The organism is Microbulbifer maximicatervae (SeqCode), assembly GCF_052467505.1.
Map to the genome: position 1 here is coordinate 4,229,836 of NZ_CP174313.1, position 14,886 is coordinate 4,244,721.

Below are 14,886 nucleotides of genomic sequence, written 5' to 3' on the forward strand. Positions count from 1 at the left end.
GTGTCACGCATATGACGCCGCAGCGCGGCTCGATGTTCCCGCGCACTTCTACAAATAGGTTATGCCGGAATTGTAGGAGATGCAGCCCCGCGAGGCTGGGAAAGCACTGCGGGGCCATTGAAGCAGGTGTTTATTAGAAAATAAACCGCACACCGGCTTCGACGCTGCGACCAGCTTCAGGAGCGTAGTCGCGCAGTAGTGAGGTGGAGTTGCGAATTTCTTCGTCGAGCAGGTTGCGGGCGCTGGCGAAGATCACCGCGTCGCTGCTGCCGATGTTGAAGTTGTAGTGGGCACTCAGGTCCATGCGGGTATAGCCGTCGGTTTCCTCTTCGTAGGCGCCGGCGCGATCCTGGTCCGCAGCTTCGACTGTGCGCCATTCCCAACCCCACTGGTCGTACTCTGCTCCCAGGGCGAGACCCAGGCGCAGGGGAGGCATGCGCGGCACATCGGAACTCTCACCGGCGATATCCTCGTCGAAGCTCGCGCGCACAACATCGCCAAACAGAGTCAGGTAGAAGTTGCTGCGCAGGGGAAGTTTCACCGAGGCTTCAGCACCGTAGAAGGTGGCATCGCGGTTGCCATAGGCGTAGATGGGCAGCTCTTCTTCAAACAACTCATTGGTGTTTTGCGCGTAGATGTAGTCGCCGATGCGGTTGTAGAAGACGCTGGCTTCAATCTGCGCTGCATGCCAGCCACTGGCCGCTTCGTTGTGGTGGTGATAGCCCAACTCCAGGTTAATGGATCGCTCTTTGTCCAGGTCACTGTTGCCAATTAAGTATCTGCCCTCGGCCAGGTGCTCGCCGTCGGCAAACAGCTCTTCGGCTACCGGGGCGCGTTCGGAGCGGGTAGCACCGACGCTGATATGCTGGTGCTCTTGCAGGAAGTACTGCAGGGTAGCGCTGGTGCTGAACAGGTTGAAGTCACGGTCTTCTTCGTACTCAGGATCGACATCGACACGCTCAATACGCGCGCCCAGGTCTAGGTGCCAGTTGCCCCATTCGCGTTCCTTCATAGTGAAGAGGCCGGCGCTGCGGGTGCGGGAGGGCTGGATAAATGCCCCTTTGTCAGAGGTAAAGTCTTTATCGGATAACTGCAGACCGTAGGCGCCACGCCACTCGTTACCGCTGTCGTGGGTGATTTCCAAGCGACCTTCCCAGGCTTCGTTGGCATAGCGGGTACCGGCTGCGTCCTCTTCCAACTCTACGTGCTCGTAGTCGTTATAGCCGATACGCAAACGCAATTTGTCCCAATAGTTGCTGTTGAAGCGGTGCTCGCCTTTGAGGTCGTAGCGAGTCTGCGCCATATCGATACGCACAGCTTCGACTTCGCTCTCCTCCTCATGCTCTTCGTGTTCCTCGTGATCGTCCTCGTCGTGCTCCTTATCATCGTGGTGGTGCTCGTGAGTGCCGAGGGGAATGCCGTAGTTGTTTTCCAGCTTGTTTACTGACAGACCGATATAGCCACTTTCAGTAATCCAGGAAACTCCACCGCTGTAGCTGTGGGCGCGGGCGTTGGTGTTGCCGACGTAGCCGTCGGTGTTGAATTCTTCCTCGTGCTCGCCTTCGTCCTCGTCGTGTTCTTCGTGTTCCTCGTGCTCGACAATAGCGAGGCCGGGAATTTCCGTGTCGTCATTTTCGCGGTAGACACCGTCGAAGTACCAGGCCAGCTGTCCGGCACCGCCGGTAAAGCGGAATACTGAGGCATCCTGGCTGTTGGCGGTGTCGTGGCGCATCTCAACCGCACCTTCAACTTCCTCGGGTACCTCAGTGGGGATGCGACCGTCGATAATATTTACCACCCCACCGATAGCGCCGCTGCCATAGCGCAGTGCCGCCGGTCCGCGCAGTATCTCGATGCGCTCGGCCAGCAGGGGTTCGATACTGGCGGCGTGATCGGCGCTGGTGTTGGAGGCGTCAGAGACATCCAGGTTGTCGTTCAGGATCTTCACCCGGTTGGCGCTCTGGCCGCGAATAACCGGCAGGCCCACGCCACTGCCGAAGGAGGCGTTGGCCACTCCCGGCTGGTTCTTCAGGGTTTCGCCCAGGGTGGCTGAAGCGGCTTTGCGCAGGGTCTCGCCGGAGAGCACCGATACCGGAGCAGCTACCGCATCGGCGGGCTTATCCAGGGGAGATACGGTGACGTTAACTTCTTCCAGTTTGTTGCTGTCTTCTGCGGCGCAAATAGCGGGCACGGCCAAGCTGGCAATAGCCAGGGCCAAAGTATTGAACTTAGTCATTGTTTTTTATTCCTGTCACAGGCGGACAATGCCATACGCGCTCCAGCGCGGGCATTCACTAAAAAAAATCGGTTTTTGGGTGTTAGCTGAGTGACAAGAAGAAGGGAGGGGCGCGAGCACTCTGGCGCTCTGGCTGGCAATCGCGCGCGGTTGGCGCAGAGGGCCGTTCATAGTGACTTTGGGGCTCAGCCTGTACGAGCAATGGCTCGCTGCCGAGTGCTGCAGGTGAATGCATGCAACACAGGTCACACATCTCTACCTGGGTATCGCCCAGGTGGAAGTGCTCCGCCCACAGCGGCTGAGCTGCTACTACGGCGAGTAACAGGAACAGGCTGGCCCAGTATTGGGATTTTCGGCGCTTTAGAGTAACCATGAGGTGCATGATAGGGCTAAACAATTACGAATCAAGTTTCATCTGACACTAGAGAACCACAGGGAGTGTCATTCATCCTATAATTTGCGCCCTCTGTCTTATCGTGCAAATAAGGATCGCTTTCGATGCGTACAGCTAGCGTCACCCGTGACACCCTGGAAACCAAGATTCAAGTCAGTGTTAACCTGGACGGCCAAGGTCATGGCAAGTTCGCGACTGGGGTTCCTTTCCTGGAGCATATGCTCGATCAAATTGCCCGCCACGGCATGATCGACATGGACATTAGCTGCGATGGCGATATTCATATCGATGACCATCATACGGTGGAAGATATCGGCATTACCCTGGGCAAAGCCATTACCGAAGCGCTGGGAGATAAAAAGGGGATGACCCGTTACGGCCACAGCTATGTCCCATTGGATGAGGCGCTTTCCCGGGTCGTAATCGACTTCTCCGGGCGGCCCGGCCTGGTTATGGATGTGCCTTTCACCCAGAAGCGGATCGGCAATTTTGATACCGAACTGTTTTTTGAGTTCTTCCAGGGCTTCGTCAATCACGCGCTGGTAACCGTACATATTGACTGCCTGCGTGGCCACAACGCTCACCATCAGGTGGAAACTGTATTTAAAGCCTTTGGCCGCGCCCTGCGTATGGCGTTGACCCCGGACCCCCGTATGGCCGGCACCATGCCCTCCACCAAAGGAGTCTTGTGATGGGTAAGATTGCGGTACTCGATTACGGTATGGGCAACCTGCACTCGGTGGCCAGCGCCCTGAACAAGGTGGCGCCGGAGGCCGAGGTGGTGCTGGCACAGACGCCGGAGCAGGCCGAGGGCGCAGAGCGCCTGGTGGTGCCCGGTGTGGGTGCCATTCGGGATTGTATGGCGGGGTTTGTCGAGGCGGGTTTTTCGCCGCTGCTTCGTGAGGCCATCAGTGTGGGTACCCCGGTGCTGGGTATCTGTGTGGGTATGCAGATCATGATGAACCACAGCGAGGAGAATAATGGCGTTGATTGCCTGGGGATTTTTCCGGAGCCGGTGAAGTTCTTCGGTGACAACATTCCCTCGGCGCAGAGTGCTGAACGGCTCAAGGTGCCCCATATGGGCTGGAACAGTGTTCAGCAGCGTCAGCCGCACCCCCTGTGGGCCGATATTGCCGATGGCAGCCGTTTCTACTTTGTCCACAGCTACTATGTGCCGGCTGCTGAAAATCCGGATATTGCCGGGCAAGCCGAATACGGCATTCCCCTGGCTGCCGCAGTTGCCAGGGAGAATATCTTCGCCACCCAGTTCCACCCGGAGAAGAGTGCCGAGGTTGGCTTGCAGCTGCTAAAGAACTTTGTCCACTGGAACGGCCGGGCCCAATAGGCCCAGCTCACCGATCACACAGAAATTACTGCCGACGTAAGAAAAGACATGATTGTAATTCCCGCGATAGATTTAAAAGACGGCCAATGCGTGCGCCTGCGCCAGGGCGAGATGGATGACGCCACTGTATTTTCCGATGATCCCCTGGCTACAGCTCAGCATTGGGTGAACGAGGGAGCCAAGCGACTGCACCTGGTGGATTTGAACGGCGCCTTCGCCGGCAACCCGGTGAACGGTGAAGCGGTAACTGCTATCGCCAAACAGTTTCCCGATTTACCGGTGCAAATTGGCGGAGGCATTCGCGATTTGCACACTATCGAGCGCTATCTGGATGCCGGTGTGCAGTGGGGGATTATCGGCACTGCGGCGGTAAAAAATCCCAAGCTGGTGGAAGAGGCGTGTCGCGAGTTTGAGGGCCATATTATTGTCGGGCTCGATGCCAAAGATGGCTTGGTGGCTACTGAGGGCTGGGCTGAGGTCTCCGAGCTGAAGGCGACAGAACTGGCCAAGCGCTTTGCCGATTGTGGCGTCAGCTCTATTGTTTATACAGATATTGCCCGCGACGGGATGATGCAAGGCGTCAATATTGAGGCGACCCTGGAAATGGCCCGCGCAGTGCAGGTGCCTATTATTGCCTCCGGCGGTGTCAGCAGCATTGAGGACATTGAACAGCTGTTGGATGCCGGTGAAATCTACGGTGCGATTACCGGCCGGGCGATCTACGAAGACAAGTTGAACCTGCGCGAAGCGCAGCAGCTTTGCGACCAACGGAACAAATAATGGCTCTGGCGAAACGTATTATTCCCTGTCTGGATGTGGACAACGGCCGCGTGGTGAAGGGTGTTAACTTTGTCGATATCCGCGATGCCGGCGACCCGGTAGAAATTGCCCGCCGCTACAACGAAGCGGGCGCGGATGAAGTCACTTTCCTCGATATCACCGCCACCCATGAGCAGCGCGATACCATCCTGCACACCGTGGAGAAAATGGCCCACGAGGTGTTTATCCCCCTCACTGTCGGCGGCGGTGTGCGCACCTTGCAAGATATCCGCAATCTGCTGAATGCCGGTGCGGACAAGACTGCAATCAATTCAGCGGCGGTGAAAAATCCCGAGTTTGTACGCGAGGCCGCCGAGCGCTTTGGCAGCCAGTGTATTGTGGTGGCCATTGATGCCAAACAGGTGGGAGAGGGCCGCTGGGAGATCTTCACTCATGGCGGGCGCCAGCCCACTGGCATTGATGCAGTGGCCTGGGCTCGGCAGATGGCCGAATACGGTGCCGGCGAAATTCTGCTGACCAGTATGGATCGCGACGGCACCAAGAACGGTTTTGACCTGGCCCTGACCCGGGCGGTTACTGAGGCGGTTCAAGTGCCAGTCATTGCTTCTGGTGGTGTGGGAGATCTACAGCACCTGGCGGATGGCGTATTGCACGGCGGTGCGGATGCGGTATTGGCTGCGAGTATTTTTCACTTTGGCGAATACACCATTGCCGAAGCGAAAGCATTTATGCATAGCGCGGGGATTGAAATGCGCTTGTAGGAAGGTGTAGGTCTTGCACGGCGGGCCCTGGGCCCGCCGCACTCTGCTTACTGCTGTTCGTCTGCGCGGGCAAGGCGCTCGCGCAAACCCCTGTCCCTGTGAGCGTAGAGATTGAGGCCCTTGAGTACATTGAGGGCTTCGAAGATTTGATTGTCGCGATCCATCCAGTCTTCCCGTTCTTCCTGTTCTCTCGAGCGGTCTTCAGAAGTCCGGTCGGCACCACCGTTACCGTTGTCCAGATGCCCGGCCAAATCCGCTTCAGTGGGTCTGGGAGAGTCGTCCAAGCGGGTAACTTTCACCCGCTCTACCACGATATCTGGTGTGATGCCCTGGGCCTGGATTGAGCGGCCATTGGGAGTGAAGTAGAGCGCGGTTGTCAGTTTGATAGCGCGTTCATTATTGATAGGGATTACCGTTTGTACCGATCCCTTGCCGAAGCTGTCGGTGCCCATCACCACTGCGCGGCGGTGATCCTGTAGGGCGCCGGCGACAATTTCCGCTGCAGAGGCGGAGCCCGCGTTGATTAATACAACCAACGGAGCGCCTTCGGTTAAATCGCCCGGCTCGGCGGAATAGCTCAGGTTGGCGGCTTCATTGCGACCTTCGGTGTAGACCACAAGGCCCTCTTCCAAAAATGCATCCGCTACTTCCACCGAGGATTGCAGCACGCCACCGGGGTTGTTGCGCAGGTCGATAACCAGCCCTTTAAGTGCGCCTTTCTTCTGCAACTTGATCAGCTCGTCGGCCACATCGGCGCCGGTGTCCAGCTGGAACTGGCTGATGCGCAGATAACCGTAGCCATCATCGAGGACTTTGCTGCGCACACTGCGCACGCGCACGGTGTCCCGCTTGAGAGTGACATCGAAAGGTTCTTTAAAACCTTTGCGAGCGATGGTCAGGGTGACACTGCTTCCTTTGGGCCCGCGCATCCACTCCACCGCTTCATCCAGGCTCACACCCTTCATGGATTTGCCCGACAGGCGCAGTATGACATCGCCGGCCTTGAGGCCAGCGCGGGAGGCGGGGGTGTCGTCCATGGGGGTGACGACGGTGATATGGTCGTTTTCGATGCCCACCTCGATCCCGAGGCCGGCAAACTCACCGGTGGTGTTGGCTTGTAAATCGTCAAAGGATCGGCGATCAAGATAGGAGGAGTGCGGGTCTAGGCCTTGCAGCATGCCCTTGATGGCGTATTCCAGCAGGGTGCGGTCGTCCACTTCCTCGATATAGCCCTGGCGAATTTGCTCGAAAACTTTGGCAAAGCTGCGCAGATCTTCCAGCGGCAGGCGGGCTTCAGTGTCTGCAGCCACCTGGGAATGGCTATCGCCGTCGGTCAAACCCATTAAAGGCAGGGCTGTCAGAGCGGCTGCGCCGATCAAGGTTGTCAGCGCCTTGGGGATAAACATGTTGTTGTGACCTCTGCCTTATTTCTTCGCTGCTTTGCGAAAGTGTAGACCGCAGAGATTGGCAGGGATTCTAAGCGGACGCCAAATTCTACAGTGTCACGATCTTAGTCGTCATAAGCCCAGGGGTCTTACACCTGGGTTGGCTCCCGCTCTTATTCTCTTTTGGCGATAAAAAAGCCGCTACTCCGCAGCTTTTCGTCGTGGTGCTTTCTCATTTAATTAGCACAGCGGCGGGAGTCGTGAGATGAAGTGGGGAGCATTAGGCGGGTGTGTAATCCCGATCGCTGTGATTTGCGAGGGGGCTCTATAACGGGTGCGTGGAAAATGCCCGGGATTTTACGCCTCGTATTATGCCCTCTGTGCCAGCTCCGATCAGGAGCTGCACCAAATCGTAGGGTCCTGCGCTTTACCCCGGTGGCGAATTTCGAAGTAAACACCGCTATGGCTGAGTCCACCGCTATTGCCAACCCGAGCGATGGTGTCACCACTTTCCACCCACTCGCCAATATTGCGGGTGAGGGACTGGTTGTGGGCGTAGAGACTCATGTACTCCTCTCCATGATCCAGGATAACCAGCATGCCGTGGCCGCGCAGGTAATCGGAGAAAACCACGCGGCCGCGGTGGATCGCCCGCACCGGTTCCCCTTCATTGGCGCGCAAGGTGACACCTTTCCAAGTGATGCCATTGGCGCGGCGCTGTCCATAGGCATTGGCGCGGCGGCCATCAACAGGCCACTGCATCTTGCCCCGCTGGCGCGCAAAGGGCTTTTGCTCGCTGGGGTTTACCAGTGAGGCGATGGCGCGACCTACTTCGTCGATCAATTTTTGCAGGCGTGTGCGATCCCCTTGGAGCTGCTTGAGTTCACCGCTGCCATCGGAGAGCCGCGCCGCCAGTTTATCCAGCGTGTCCTTGCGATTCTGCTGTGCGACGCGCAGTTTGCTCTGGCGTTTCTGCAGCTGCTCTCGCTCCGCTTTCAGGGTTTCGCGCTCGCGCTCAATGGAGGCGGATACGGTTTCCAGTGAGGTGAGGGTTTCCAGGTAAGTGTCTATGATGCGGCTGCGTTCTTGGAGGAAGTAATCGTGGTAGCGGAGATGGCGGGCGACGTTCTGTGGATCTTGCTGGTTGAGCAGGAGCTTGATCTGCTCCTGTCGGCCTAGTCGGTATGCGGCGGCGATCTCCTGCTCGACCCGCCGCTGCATACTTCGTCGCGACTCTTGCAGTTGCTGTTGTTCCTGCTGGAGTTCGCGCAGCTTGTCCGAGCGGCTGCGCATATCCTGTTTGATCTTGTCTATGCGCTGGTGCAGCCCAGAAATATCTTTCTCGTTCTCTTCCAAATCCTTGAGCAATTGGTCGCGCTGGCCCCGCACCTGGTTGAGTTCCTGTTGCAGGGACTCAATGCGTTGCTTGATTTGCGCCAGGCGCGCCTGCTCATCTCCCTCTGCCTGGCTCCAGGCGGGCAGGGAAATCAGGGCGATCAGGAAGAGTACGAGAGTTTTCATCAGTCCATTTTTACCAAACTTTGGCCGGTCATTTCCGCCGGTTGTGGCAGATCCATCAACGCTAACATGGTTGGTGCTACATCCGCCAGACTACCTCCGTCACACATTTGCACATTGCGCTCGCCGATATAAACAAAAGGCACCGGCAGAGTGGAGTGCTGGGTGCTAACTTGGCCGGAGTTGGCGTCGAACATCTCTTCCACATTGCCGTGGTCGGCAGTTATCAGCACTTCGCCGCCGGCAGCCAGAGCGGCGTTTACGACGCGCTCTACACACTGGTCCAGGGCTTCGACGGCTTTTACTGCCGCCTCGAAAACACCGGTATGGCCGACCATATCGCCGTTGGCGTAGTTGCAGATAATGGCGTCGTACTCGCCGCTCTCAATCGCCGCTACCAGTTTGTCAGTGACGATTGGTGCATTCATTTCCGGTTGCAGGTCGTAGGTGGCCACATCCGGTGACTTGATCAGTTCGCGGGTTTCGCCGTTGTAGGGCTCTTCGCGGCCGCCGCTGAAGAAGAAGGTAACGTGGGCGTACTTTTCTGTCTCGGCGATGCGCAGCTGGGTTTTGCCCTCTGCAGACAAGTACTCGCCGAGGGAGTTGACCAGGTTTTCTGGTGGGAAGGCACAGCTGGCGTGGATATCGGCAGCGTATTCGGTCGTCATGACAAAGTCCGCCAGCTGCGGCTTGGCTTTGCGCTCGAAGCCGCTGAAGTCCTGCTCGGTAAAAGCGCGGGTTAACTGGCGCGCGCGATCCGGGCGGAAATTCATAAAGATAAGGGCATCGCCGTCCTGGATCGGAGCGGGCTCGGCAATCACCGTTGGCGCGACAAATTCATCGTTTTCACCGCGCTCATAGGCCGAGGCCAGCCCTGCCAGGGCATCACTGGCACTGTGCTCTGCTGTACCCAGGGTCAGCATGTCGTAAACGGACTCGGTGCGCTCCCAGCGCTGGTCGCGATCCATGGCGAAGTAGCGCCCGGCCAGGGTAGCCATATGGGCATTGCCGACGGAGTCACACACCTGCATCAGGCGCGCCAGGGAGGGTTCGGCACTGCGCGGTGGGGTGTCGCGGCCATCGAGAAATGCGTGTACATAAATAGCGCGGGCGCCGCGCTGTGCCGCCAGGGTTATCATGGCGACAATATGGTCTTCGTGGCTGTGTACGCCGCCTTCGGACAGGAGTCCCATAATATGGACGGCGCCGTTGTTGGCGATAGCCTTATCGACCGCAGTGGTGTAAGCGGTATTGCGGAAGAAGTCGCCGTCCTGGATGGCTTTGTTGATCCGGGTAAAGTTCTGGTAGACCACTCGACCGGCACCCAGTGTCATATGGCCGACTTCCGAGTTGCCCATTTGTCCATCGGGCAGGCCCACCGCCATCCCGGAGGTCTGGATCAGGGTTTTTGGGCGGGTCGCCCAGATATTGTCCCAGACCGGAGACTTGGCTGCGTGAATCGCATTGTGCTCGGGATTGTCGCTGTGGCCGAAGCCGTCCAGAATCAGCAGGACCAGGGGGCGTTTTTGCGGGGCTTGCGTAGCGGCCATAGCGACAGTATTCCTCTTCCAAGGGTTAAATTGCGGACGCGGATTTTAACCTGTGGGGCTGGTATTTCACCATGTTATTTAGCTTAAACCGGATTACAAAGAGGCTGGGGCGGAGGGATTTGGTTGATTAGAATTTCGCCATGATCGTGTATACTCCCGCCGGCATTGGGCGCCGTAGCGCCCTATTGATTACCACTTGAGGATTTTGGGGGCGAAGTGGATTTTCTCGACTTTTTAGCTGAGCAGTGGCTGTTGGTCGGCCTGCTTGTGGCATTGCTTTACGCATTTGTTTTGACTGAGCGATTCAAGTCTGGCGAGCCGGCATCACTTCATGAAGTGACCAAGCTGATCAATAGCGACGGGGCCAAGGTGCTGGATATTCGCGATCGCAGCGAGTTTACTGCCGGTCATATTGTCGACTCCCTGCATATTCCCCACGGGGATGTGGCTGAGCGCATTGCCGAGCTGGAACCGTTTAAAGACAAGACCATTATTGTCGCTGACAAGATGGGGCAGCACGCAGGTCCGGTGGGGCGCATGCTGAAACAGAAAGGTTTCCAAGTGCGTCGCCTGCAGGGCGGAATGAGCGAGTGGGCTAACCAGAACCTGCCTGTCGTTAAAGGCAAAGGTTAACCTGAAGTATAAGTTTGACGGAGTTTTGTCATGCAGAATGTTGTCATTTATACCACCCGTTTCTGCCCCTACTGTATTCGCGCCAAGCAGCTACTGGATAGCAAGGGTGTCGCTTATCGCGAAATCCCTGTGGACAATAATCCCGGCTTGCGCGCAGAAATGGCTGACAAGGCGGGGCGCCGCTCGGTGCCGCAGATTTGGATTGGCGATAAGCATGTAGGTGGTTGCGACGACCTGATGGCGTTGGAGCGTGGTGGCCGACTCGACAAATTGCTGAAAGCAGCGGGATAAGCGGAAAACTGACGCGGCCGCCAACATGCGGTCCCCAATTTTTGCTATTTATCCGGTCTGGGCCTTGAAACGTTTTATCGAGGCCCCAACTGTTGAGTTATTACCGGAGTCTTTCTCACGGAAGGCATCAATAAACTTTTTATAATGAACAGGCTGTAACATGGCTGAAGAATTAAATGGCGCAGCGGCAAACGCAGAGGCTCCACAAGTACAATTTGCGATGCAACGCATCTACCTGAAAGACCTCTCCTTCGAAACCCCGATGGGTGCCGAGGTCTTCAAAAAGCAGTGGAAGCCCCAGGTTAATCAGGAGCTGAACACCAAGACCGCGAAGATCGAAGACGATCTGTACGAAGTGGCTCTGACCCTGACTATCACCGTAAAGCTGGAAGAAGACACCGCTTTCCTGGTGGAAGTAAAACAAGCTGGCCTGTTCGGTATCAAAGGTCTGGAAGGTCAACAGCTGGCCCAGGCCCTGAATACTGCCTGCCCGCAAATTCTGTTCCCCTACGCTCGCGAAGTGATCGATAACGCTGTAGTTAAAGGTTCTTTCCCGGCACTGATGTTGCCGCCGGTGAACTTCGACGCTCTGTTCGCTGCTGCCCTCGATAAGGCACAGAAAGAAGCAGAGGGCGCTCAAGCGAACGCTTAATTCGCTTTAGCCCAGCTGGCACGATAAAAAGGTCCCTTAGCGGGGCCTTTTTTTATATCTGTAATCTCCCCGGGGATAGCGTCCATTTTACTGACTATCCCTCCGCAACCGGAGCACAAACCTGGAGCCGCTTATGCAGTGGGATCTGCCAAACCCATTTATCACCACAGTGACGGTTGGCGCCAAACATGTGGATGGTCTGAGTCATGCCAACAATGCGGAATATGTGCGCTGGTGTGAGGCTACCGCCTGGGCGCACAGCGCAGCCCTGGGTCTGGATGTCACGAATTATCAGCAGCTTGACCGGGGAATGGCAATTCGTCATGGCGAGTATGACTATATACTGGCGGCCAGAGAGGGGGAGGAATTGCTGTTTGGCACCTGGCTCACTGAGGTGGACGGGCGTCTGAATATGACTCGCCGCTTTCAGGTGTTTCGCGCCGCCGATAAGGCATTGGTATTGCGGGCCGAATGGCGGATGGTGTGCATTGAGCTTTCCACTGGCAAGCCAAAACGTATGCCGGCGATCTTCAAGGAAATTTACAGTCCGGCAGTGACTGCCCCGGAGGCTGAAAAAAATGAGTGAAGAGTTTGTATCCCTGACCAACAATTCAGGGGCGCTTAAGGACAAGACCATCTTTATCACTGGTGCCAGTCGCGGCATCGGCCGGGCGATTGCCCTCAAATGCGCGGCGGATGGTGCCAATATCGTGATTGCCGCTAAGTCGGCAGAGCCACATCCCAAGCTTCCGGGAACCATCTTCTCGGTGGCGGAGGAAGTGGAGAAAGCCGGTGGCAATGCCCTGGCCCTGCAGGTGGATGTGCGCGATGAGCAGCGAGTAGAGCAGGCTATGTCGGAGGCTGCCGAAAAATTTGGCGGCATCGACGCTGTGATTAATAATGCGGGCGCGATCAACCTGACCAATGTTGAGTCGACACCACCCAAGCGCTACGACCTGATGCAGAGTATCAACAGTCGCGCGGTATATCTCACCGCCCACTTGGCGACTCCCTACCTGAAAAAAGCTGACAACGCCCATATCCTCAGCCTGTGTCCACCGCTGAATATCCAGCCCAAGTGGTTGGGGCCCTTTGCTCCTTACGCCCTGTCAAAGTTTGGTATGACCATCCTCAGCCTGGGTTTGGCGGAAGAGCTGCGTGAGGCGGGGATCAGCGTGAACACCTTGTGGCCGCGCACGCTGGTGGCCACCGCTGCGATTGAATTTGCGGTGGGTAGTCGCGATATGTTTGAGCAGAGCCGCAAGCCCTCGATTATGGCCGATGCGGCCTACGAGATACTGACTACTAAAGATGTCGCCTTGAGTGGTCGCCAGCTAATCGATGAAGAGCTGTTGGCAGAGCGCGGTGTGAAGGATTTCACCGGTTATGCCCACAATCCAGCCAATGCAGACAATTTAACCAAGGATTTATTTCTCGACTGACGCTGGCAGGGGGTATTTGTGAGCAGCGACAGCAAATTATTTAAAGACGCTCTCGGTGAAATGGGAGACGTTAAACCGCTGGCGCAGGAGCGCCGCGTCAATTTACGCAAGGAGCCGAAGCAATCTGAGTCTATGTTGCGGGAGCGCCGCGCCGCTGCCACGCGCCTGACAGAGCGGGAAATGAACCCCCTGTCCGGTGAATATATTGATCTGGTAGAGCCATGGGATCCGTTGGAATTCAAGCGCGATGGTGTGCAAAACGGGGTCTATCGCAATTTGCGCCTGGGCAAATACAGCATAGATGCGCGCCTGGATTTACATCGCCACTCTGTGGAGATGGCGCGCAGGGCCGTGATGGAATTTATCCGTGATTGTGTTGAAGCGGATGTGCGCTGTGCCCTGATTACCCACGGTAAGGGTGAGGGGCGTAAGCAGCCGGCGTTATTGAAAAGCTGTATCAATCACTGGTTGCCGCAGCTGCATGAAGTACTGGCTTTTCACAGTGCCCAACCCCAACACGGGGGCTTGGGAGCGACTTATCTGCTGCTGAGAAAGAGTGAACGCAAGCGGCAGGAGAATCTGGAGATACATCAAAAACGCCGTTAAGGTTCTTTTGTAACTTTTCTGTCACTTATGCAAATTAAGATGCGCCGCTGAGGCTTTCCCCTCAAGAGTGCTTTTTTAGACTCCTAAAGCTCATCTTTTTGATTCTTCTTGATTGTCATTCTGGCGACCCAATGGGTCGCCTTTTTTATAGGGTTGGGCCTGGCGGTAGCTGCGGTCTACTTGTTCAAACTCAATATAGGCACTGCCATCGGTATTGCTGATCATCATCTTGTTACCCACGATAACAATCAAATCAGACTTTCTCAGGGCATTGAGGTAATCGATCTCCAGTTCATCGCTGGGGTGTGCTCCCCCCATGCGCGCAATAGCGGGAATCCGCTCCCAGGTGAAAGCACCGCTGCTAGTGAGAGAAAATCGCCCCAGGTACGGATTGGTGCCACTGTTGCCCCTAACATAACCAAATTGATCGCATTTGAAAAAGGGTCTATCCCGCCAAAACCTGCTCCAGCTCAGGGTTGAGTCATAAGTGCGCCCGGAGTAATACAAGCTCGATAGCACCCACTCGTGCTCGCAGGCAGACCAAGCCGATCGTTGGAGTTGGGGAATAGGGGGATTGGGGGTGCTGCAGCCTGCAAGCACCAGGTTGCATACGATAATACTCAGTAGTAAGTAAAAAGCACGACGTGGCATGATGTCGTTCTCATTGATTTTGCGACATTTAACCTAAAAATTTACAGGTCTTCTGTGGCGGCGTTCAAGGTCCGGCCTTTACGTATTCTATATAGATATCACCGGAGGGGTCACGAAGTATCAAACGATTCCCGCGCGATTTGGTAAATGCCTGGCGAGTGGCGGCAAGGGCACCGAGGTAGGCATGCTCTTGCCGCAGCAAGGGTTCGGGGCCGCCCATCTTGGTAGAGACAAAGCTGGAGGTATCCCAAAGTAACTGCCCATTGTCGGTTACCTGCACCTCTCCCCGATAGGTGTTTATGCCACTCCTCCCCATGACATTGCCTTGGAGATTGCACACAAAGGTAAAGTCCGCAGGCCTCTGGATGTCGACCACCCCACCATTGACGCGCAGGCGTACCAGCTGCCACTTCTTACCACAGACTGCTCCCATACTGCCTGAGGATTGAACAACTTGGGCTTCTTCTATTCGGTTTGTTAGACATCCGCCGACAACTAATAGGGCTCCCAGAAGCCATATTTGTACCAACCTACTCATCGACGAATAACTCCCAAACACAAACCCTTCTCCAGCCCACACCCAAGCCAGCCACTTTTCGGCTTTCACAAAAGCTTAGTTGTTGGCTGCCGTGACGAGACGAC

Annotated in this window: 17 protein-coding genes; 10 read left to right on the forward strand and 7 right to left on the reverse strand. The window is 56.3% G+C overall.

Annotated elements, in window-relative coordinates:
• Positions 1–133: 133 nt before the first annotated feature.
• The gene (locus ACJJIN_RS18630) at positions 134–2,236 is read right to left on the reverse strand and encodes a TonB-dependent receptor (protein ID WP_444895734.1); all 2,103 of its coding nucleotides are present in this window, start codon (positions 2,234–2,236) and stop codon (positions 134–136) included.
• A gap of 82 nt (positions 2,237–2,318) precedes the next feature.
• Positions 2,319–2,618: a hypothetical protein gene (locus tag ACJJIN_RS18635; protein ID WP_444895735.1), complete on the reverse strand. Its 300-nt coding sequence runs from the start codon at positions 2,616–2,618 to the stop codon at positions 2,319–2,321.
• Positions 2,619–2,734: 116 nt separating this feature from the next.
• Here ACJJIN_RS18635 and hisB point away from each other — a divergent pair, with 116 nt between their 5' ends.
• From hisB to hisF, 4 genes are read left to right on the forward strand one after another with little or no spacing between them, the layout of a single operon-like run.
• Entirely contained in the window at positions 2,735–3,322 is a 588-nt protein-coding gene (hisB, locus tag ACJJIN_RS18640; protein ID WP_282930763.1) for an imidazoleglycerol-phosphate dehydratase HisB, read from the forward strand.
• Positions 3,322–3,975 carry an imidazole glycerol phosphate synthase subunit HisH gene (hisH, locus tag ACJJIN_RS18645; RefSeq protein WP_444895736.1) on the forward strand — a complete coding sequence of 218 codons (654 nt, stop codon included), beginning with the start codon at positions 3,322–3,324 and terminating at the stop codon, positions 3,973–3,975. Before hisB ends, hisH begins: the two co-directional genes overlap by 1 nt.
• Before the next feature lie 48 nt (positions 3,976–4,023).
• Positions 4,024–4,755, forward strand: a complete 732-nt coding sequence (gene hisA / locus ACJJIN_RS18650) for a 1-(5-phosphoribosyl)-5-[(5-phosphoribosylamino)methylideneamino]imidazole-4-carboxamide isomerase (RefSeq protein ID WP_413663754.1) — start codon at positions 4,024–4,026, stop codon at positions 4,753–4,755.
• The gene (gene hisF, locus ACJJIN_RS18655) at positions 4,755–5,516 is read left to right on the forward strand and encodes an imidazole glycerol phosphate synthase subunit HisF (protein WP_282930766.1); all 762 of its coding nucleotides are present in this window, start codon (positions 4,755–4,757) and stop codon (positions 5,514–5,516) included. Before hisA ends, hisF begins: the two co-directional genes overlap by 1 nt.
• A gap of 47 nt (positions 5,517–5,563) precedes the next feature.
• Here the strand turns inward: hisF and ACJJIN_RS18660 are convergent, their stop codons facing one another.
• The 3 genes from ACJJIN_RS18660 to gpmI form a co-directional block, all read right to left on the reverse strand.
• Positions 5,564–6,922: a S41 family peptidase gene (locus ACJJIN_RS18660; RefSeq protein ID WP_413663753.1), complete on the reverse strand. Its 1,359-nt coding sequence runs from the start codon at positions 6,920–6,922 to the stop codon at positions 5,564–5,566.
• Positions 6,923–7,294: 372 nt separating this feature from the next.
• The gene (locus ACJJIN_RS18665; RefSeq protein WP_444895737.1) at positions 7,295–8,422 is read right to left on the reverse strand and encodes a murein hydrolase activator EnvC family protein; all 1,128 of its coding nucleotides are present in this window, start codon (positions 8,420–8,422) and stop codon (positions 7,295–7,297) included.
• The gene (gpmI, locus tag ACJJIN_RS18670) at positions 8,422–9,969 is read right to left on the reverse strand and encodes a 2,3-bisphosphoglycerate-independent phosphoglycerate mutase (protein WP_444895738.1); all 1,548 of its coding nucleotides are present in this window, start codon (positions 9,967–9,969) and stop codon (positions 8,422–8,424) included. The genes ACJJIN_RS18665 and gpmI overlap by 1 nt, the downstream gene beginning before the upstream one ends.
• 216 nt (positions 9,970–10,185) lie before the next feature.
• Between gpmI and ACJJIN_RS18675 the strand changes: the two genes are divergently transcribed.
• The 6 genes from ACJJIN_RS18675 (at position 10,186) to smrA (ending at position 13,593) form a co-directional block, all read left to right on the forward strand.
• On the forward strand, positions 10,186–10,602 hold the full coding sequence (locus tag ACJJIN_RS18675; RefSeq protein WP_282930770.1) for a rhodanese-like domain-containing protein: 417 nt from the start codon (positions 10,186–10,188) through the stop codon (positions 10,600–10,602).
• A gap of 30 nt (positions 10,603–10,632) precedes the next feature.
• Positions 10,633–10,893 (forward strand): glutaredoxin 3, encoded by a 261-nt coding sequence (gene grxC / locus ACJJIN_RS18680; RefSeq protein ID WP_282930771.1) that lies wholly within the window; start codon positions 10,633–10,635, stop codon positions 10,891–10,893.
• Between the two features lie 160 nt (positions 10,894–11,053).
• Positions 11,054–11,545 (forward strand): protein-export chaperone SecB, encoded by a 492-nt coding sequence (gene secB / locus ACJJIN_RS18685; RefSeq protein ID WP_282930772.1) that lies wholly within the window; start codon positions 11,054–11,056, stop codon positions 11,543–11,545.
• Positions 11,546–11,678: 133 nt separating this feature from the next.
• A complete protein-coding gene (locus tag ACJJIN_RS18690; protein WP_444895739.1) occupies positions 11,679–12,131 on the forward strand; it encodes an acyl-CoA thioesterase in 453 nt (150 codons plus the stop codon).
• Complete coding sequence (locus tag ACJJIN_RS18695) at positions 12,124–12,987, forward strand: SDR family oxidoreductase (RefSeq protein WP_282930774.1); 864 nt, start codon at positions 12,124–12,126, stop codon at positions 12,985–12,987. The genes ACJJIN_RS18690 and ACJJIN_RS18695 overlap by 8 nt, the downstream gene beginning before the upstream one ends.
• An 18-nt stretch (positions 12,988–13,005) precedes the next feature.
• A complete protein-coding gene (gene smrA / locus ACJJIN_RS18700) occupies positions 13,006–13,593 on the forward strand; it encodes a DNA endonuclease SmrA (protein ID WP_444892318.1) in 588 nt (195 codons plus the stop codon).
• Between the two features lie 90 nt (positions 13,594–13,683).
• On the opposite strand, the gene ACJJIN_RS18705 is transcribed toward smrA, so the two are convergent.
• Both ACJJIN_RS18705 and ACJJIN_RS18710 read right to left on the reverse strand, forming a co-directional pair.
• On the reverse strand, positions 13,684–14,244 hold the full coding sequence (locus ACJJIN_RS18705) for an META domain-containing protein (protein WP_282930776.1): 561 nt from the start codon (positions 14,242–14,244) through the stop codon (positions 13,684–13,686).
• A gap of 64 nt (positions 14,245–14,308) precedes the next feature.
• Positions 14,309–14,782 (reverse strand): META domain-containing protein, encoded by a 474-nt coding sequence (locus ACJJIN_RS18710; protein ID WP_413663749.1) that lies wholly within the window; start codon positions 14,780–14,782, stop codon positions 14,309–14,311.
• Between the last annotated feature and the right edge of the window lie 104 nt (positions 14,783–14,886).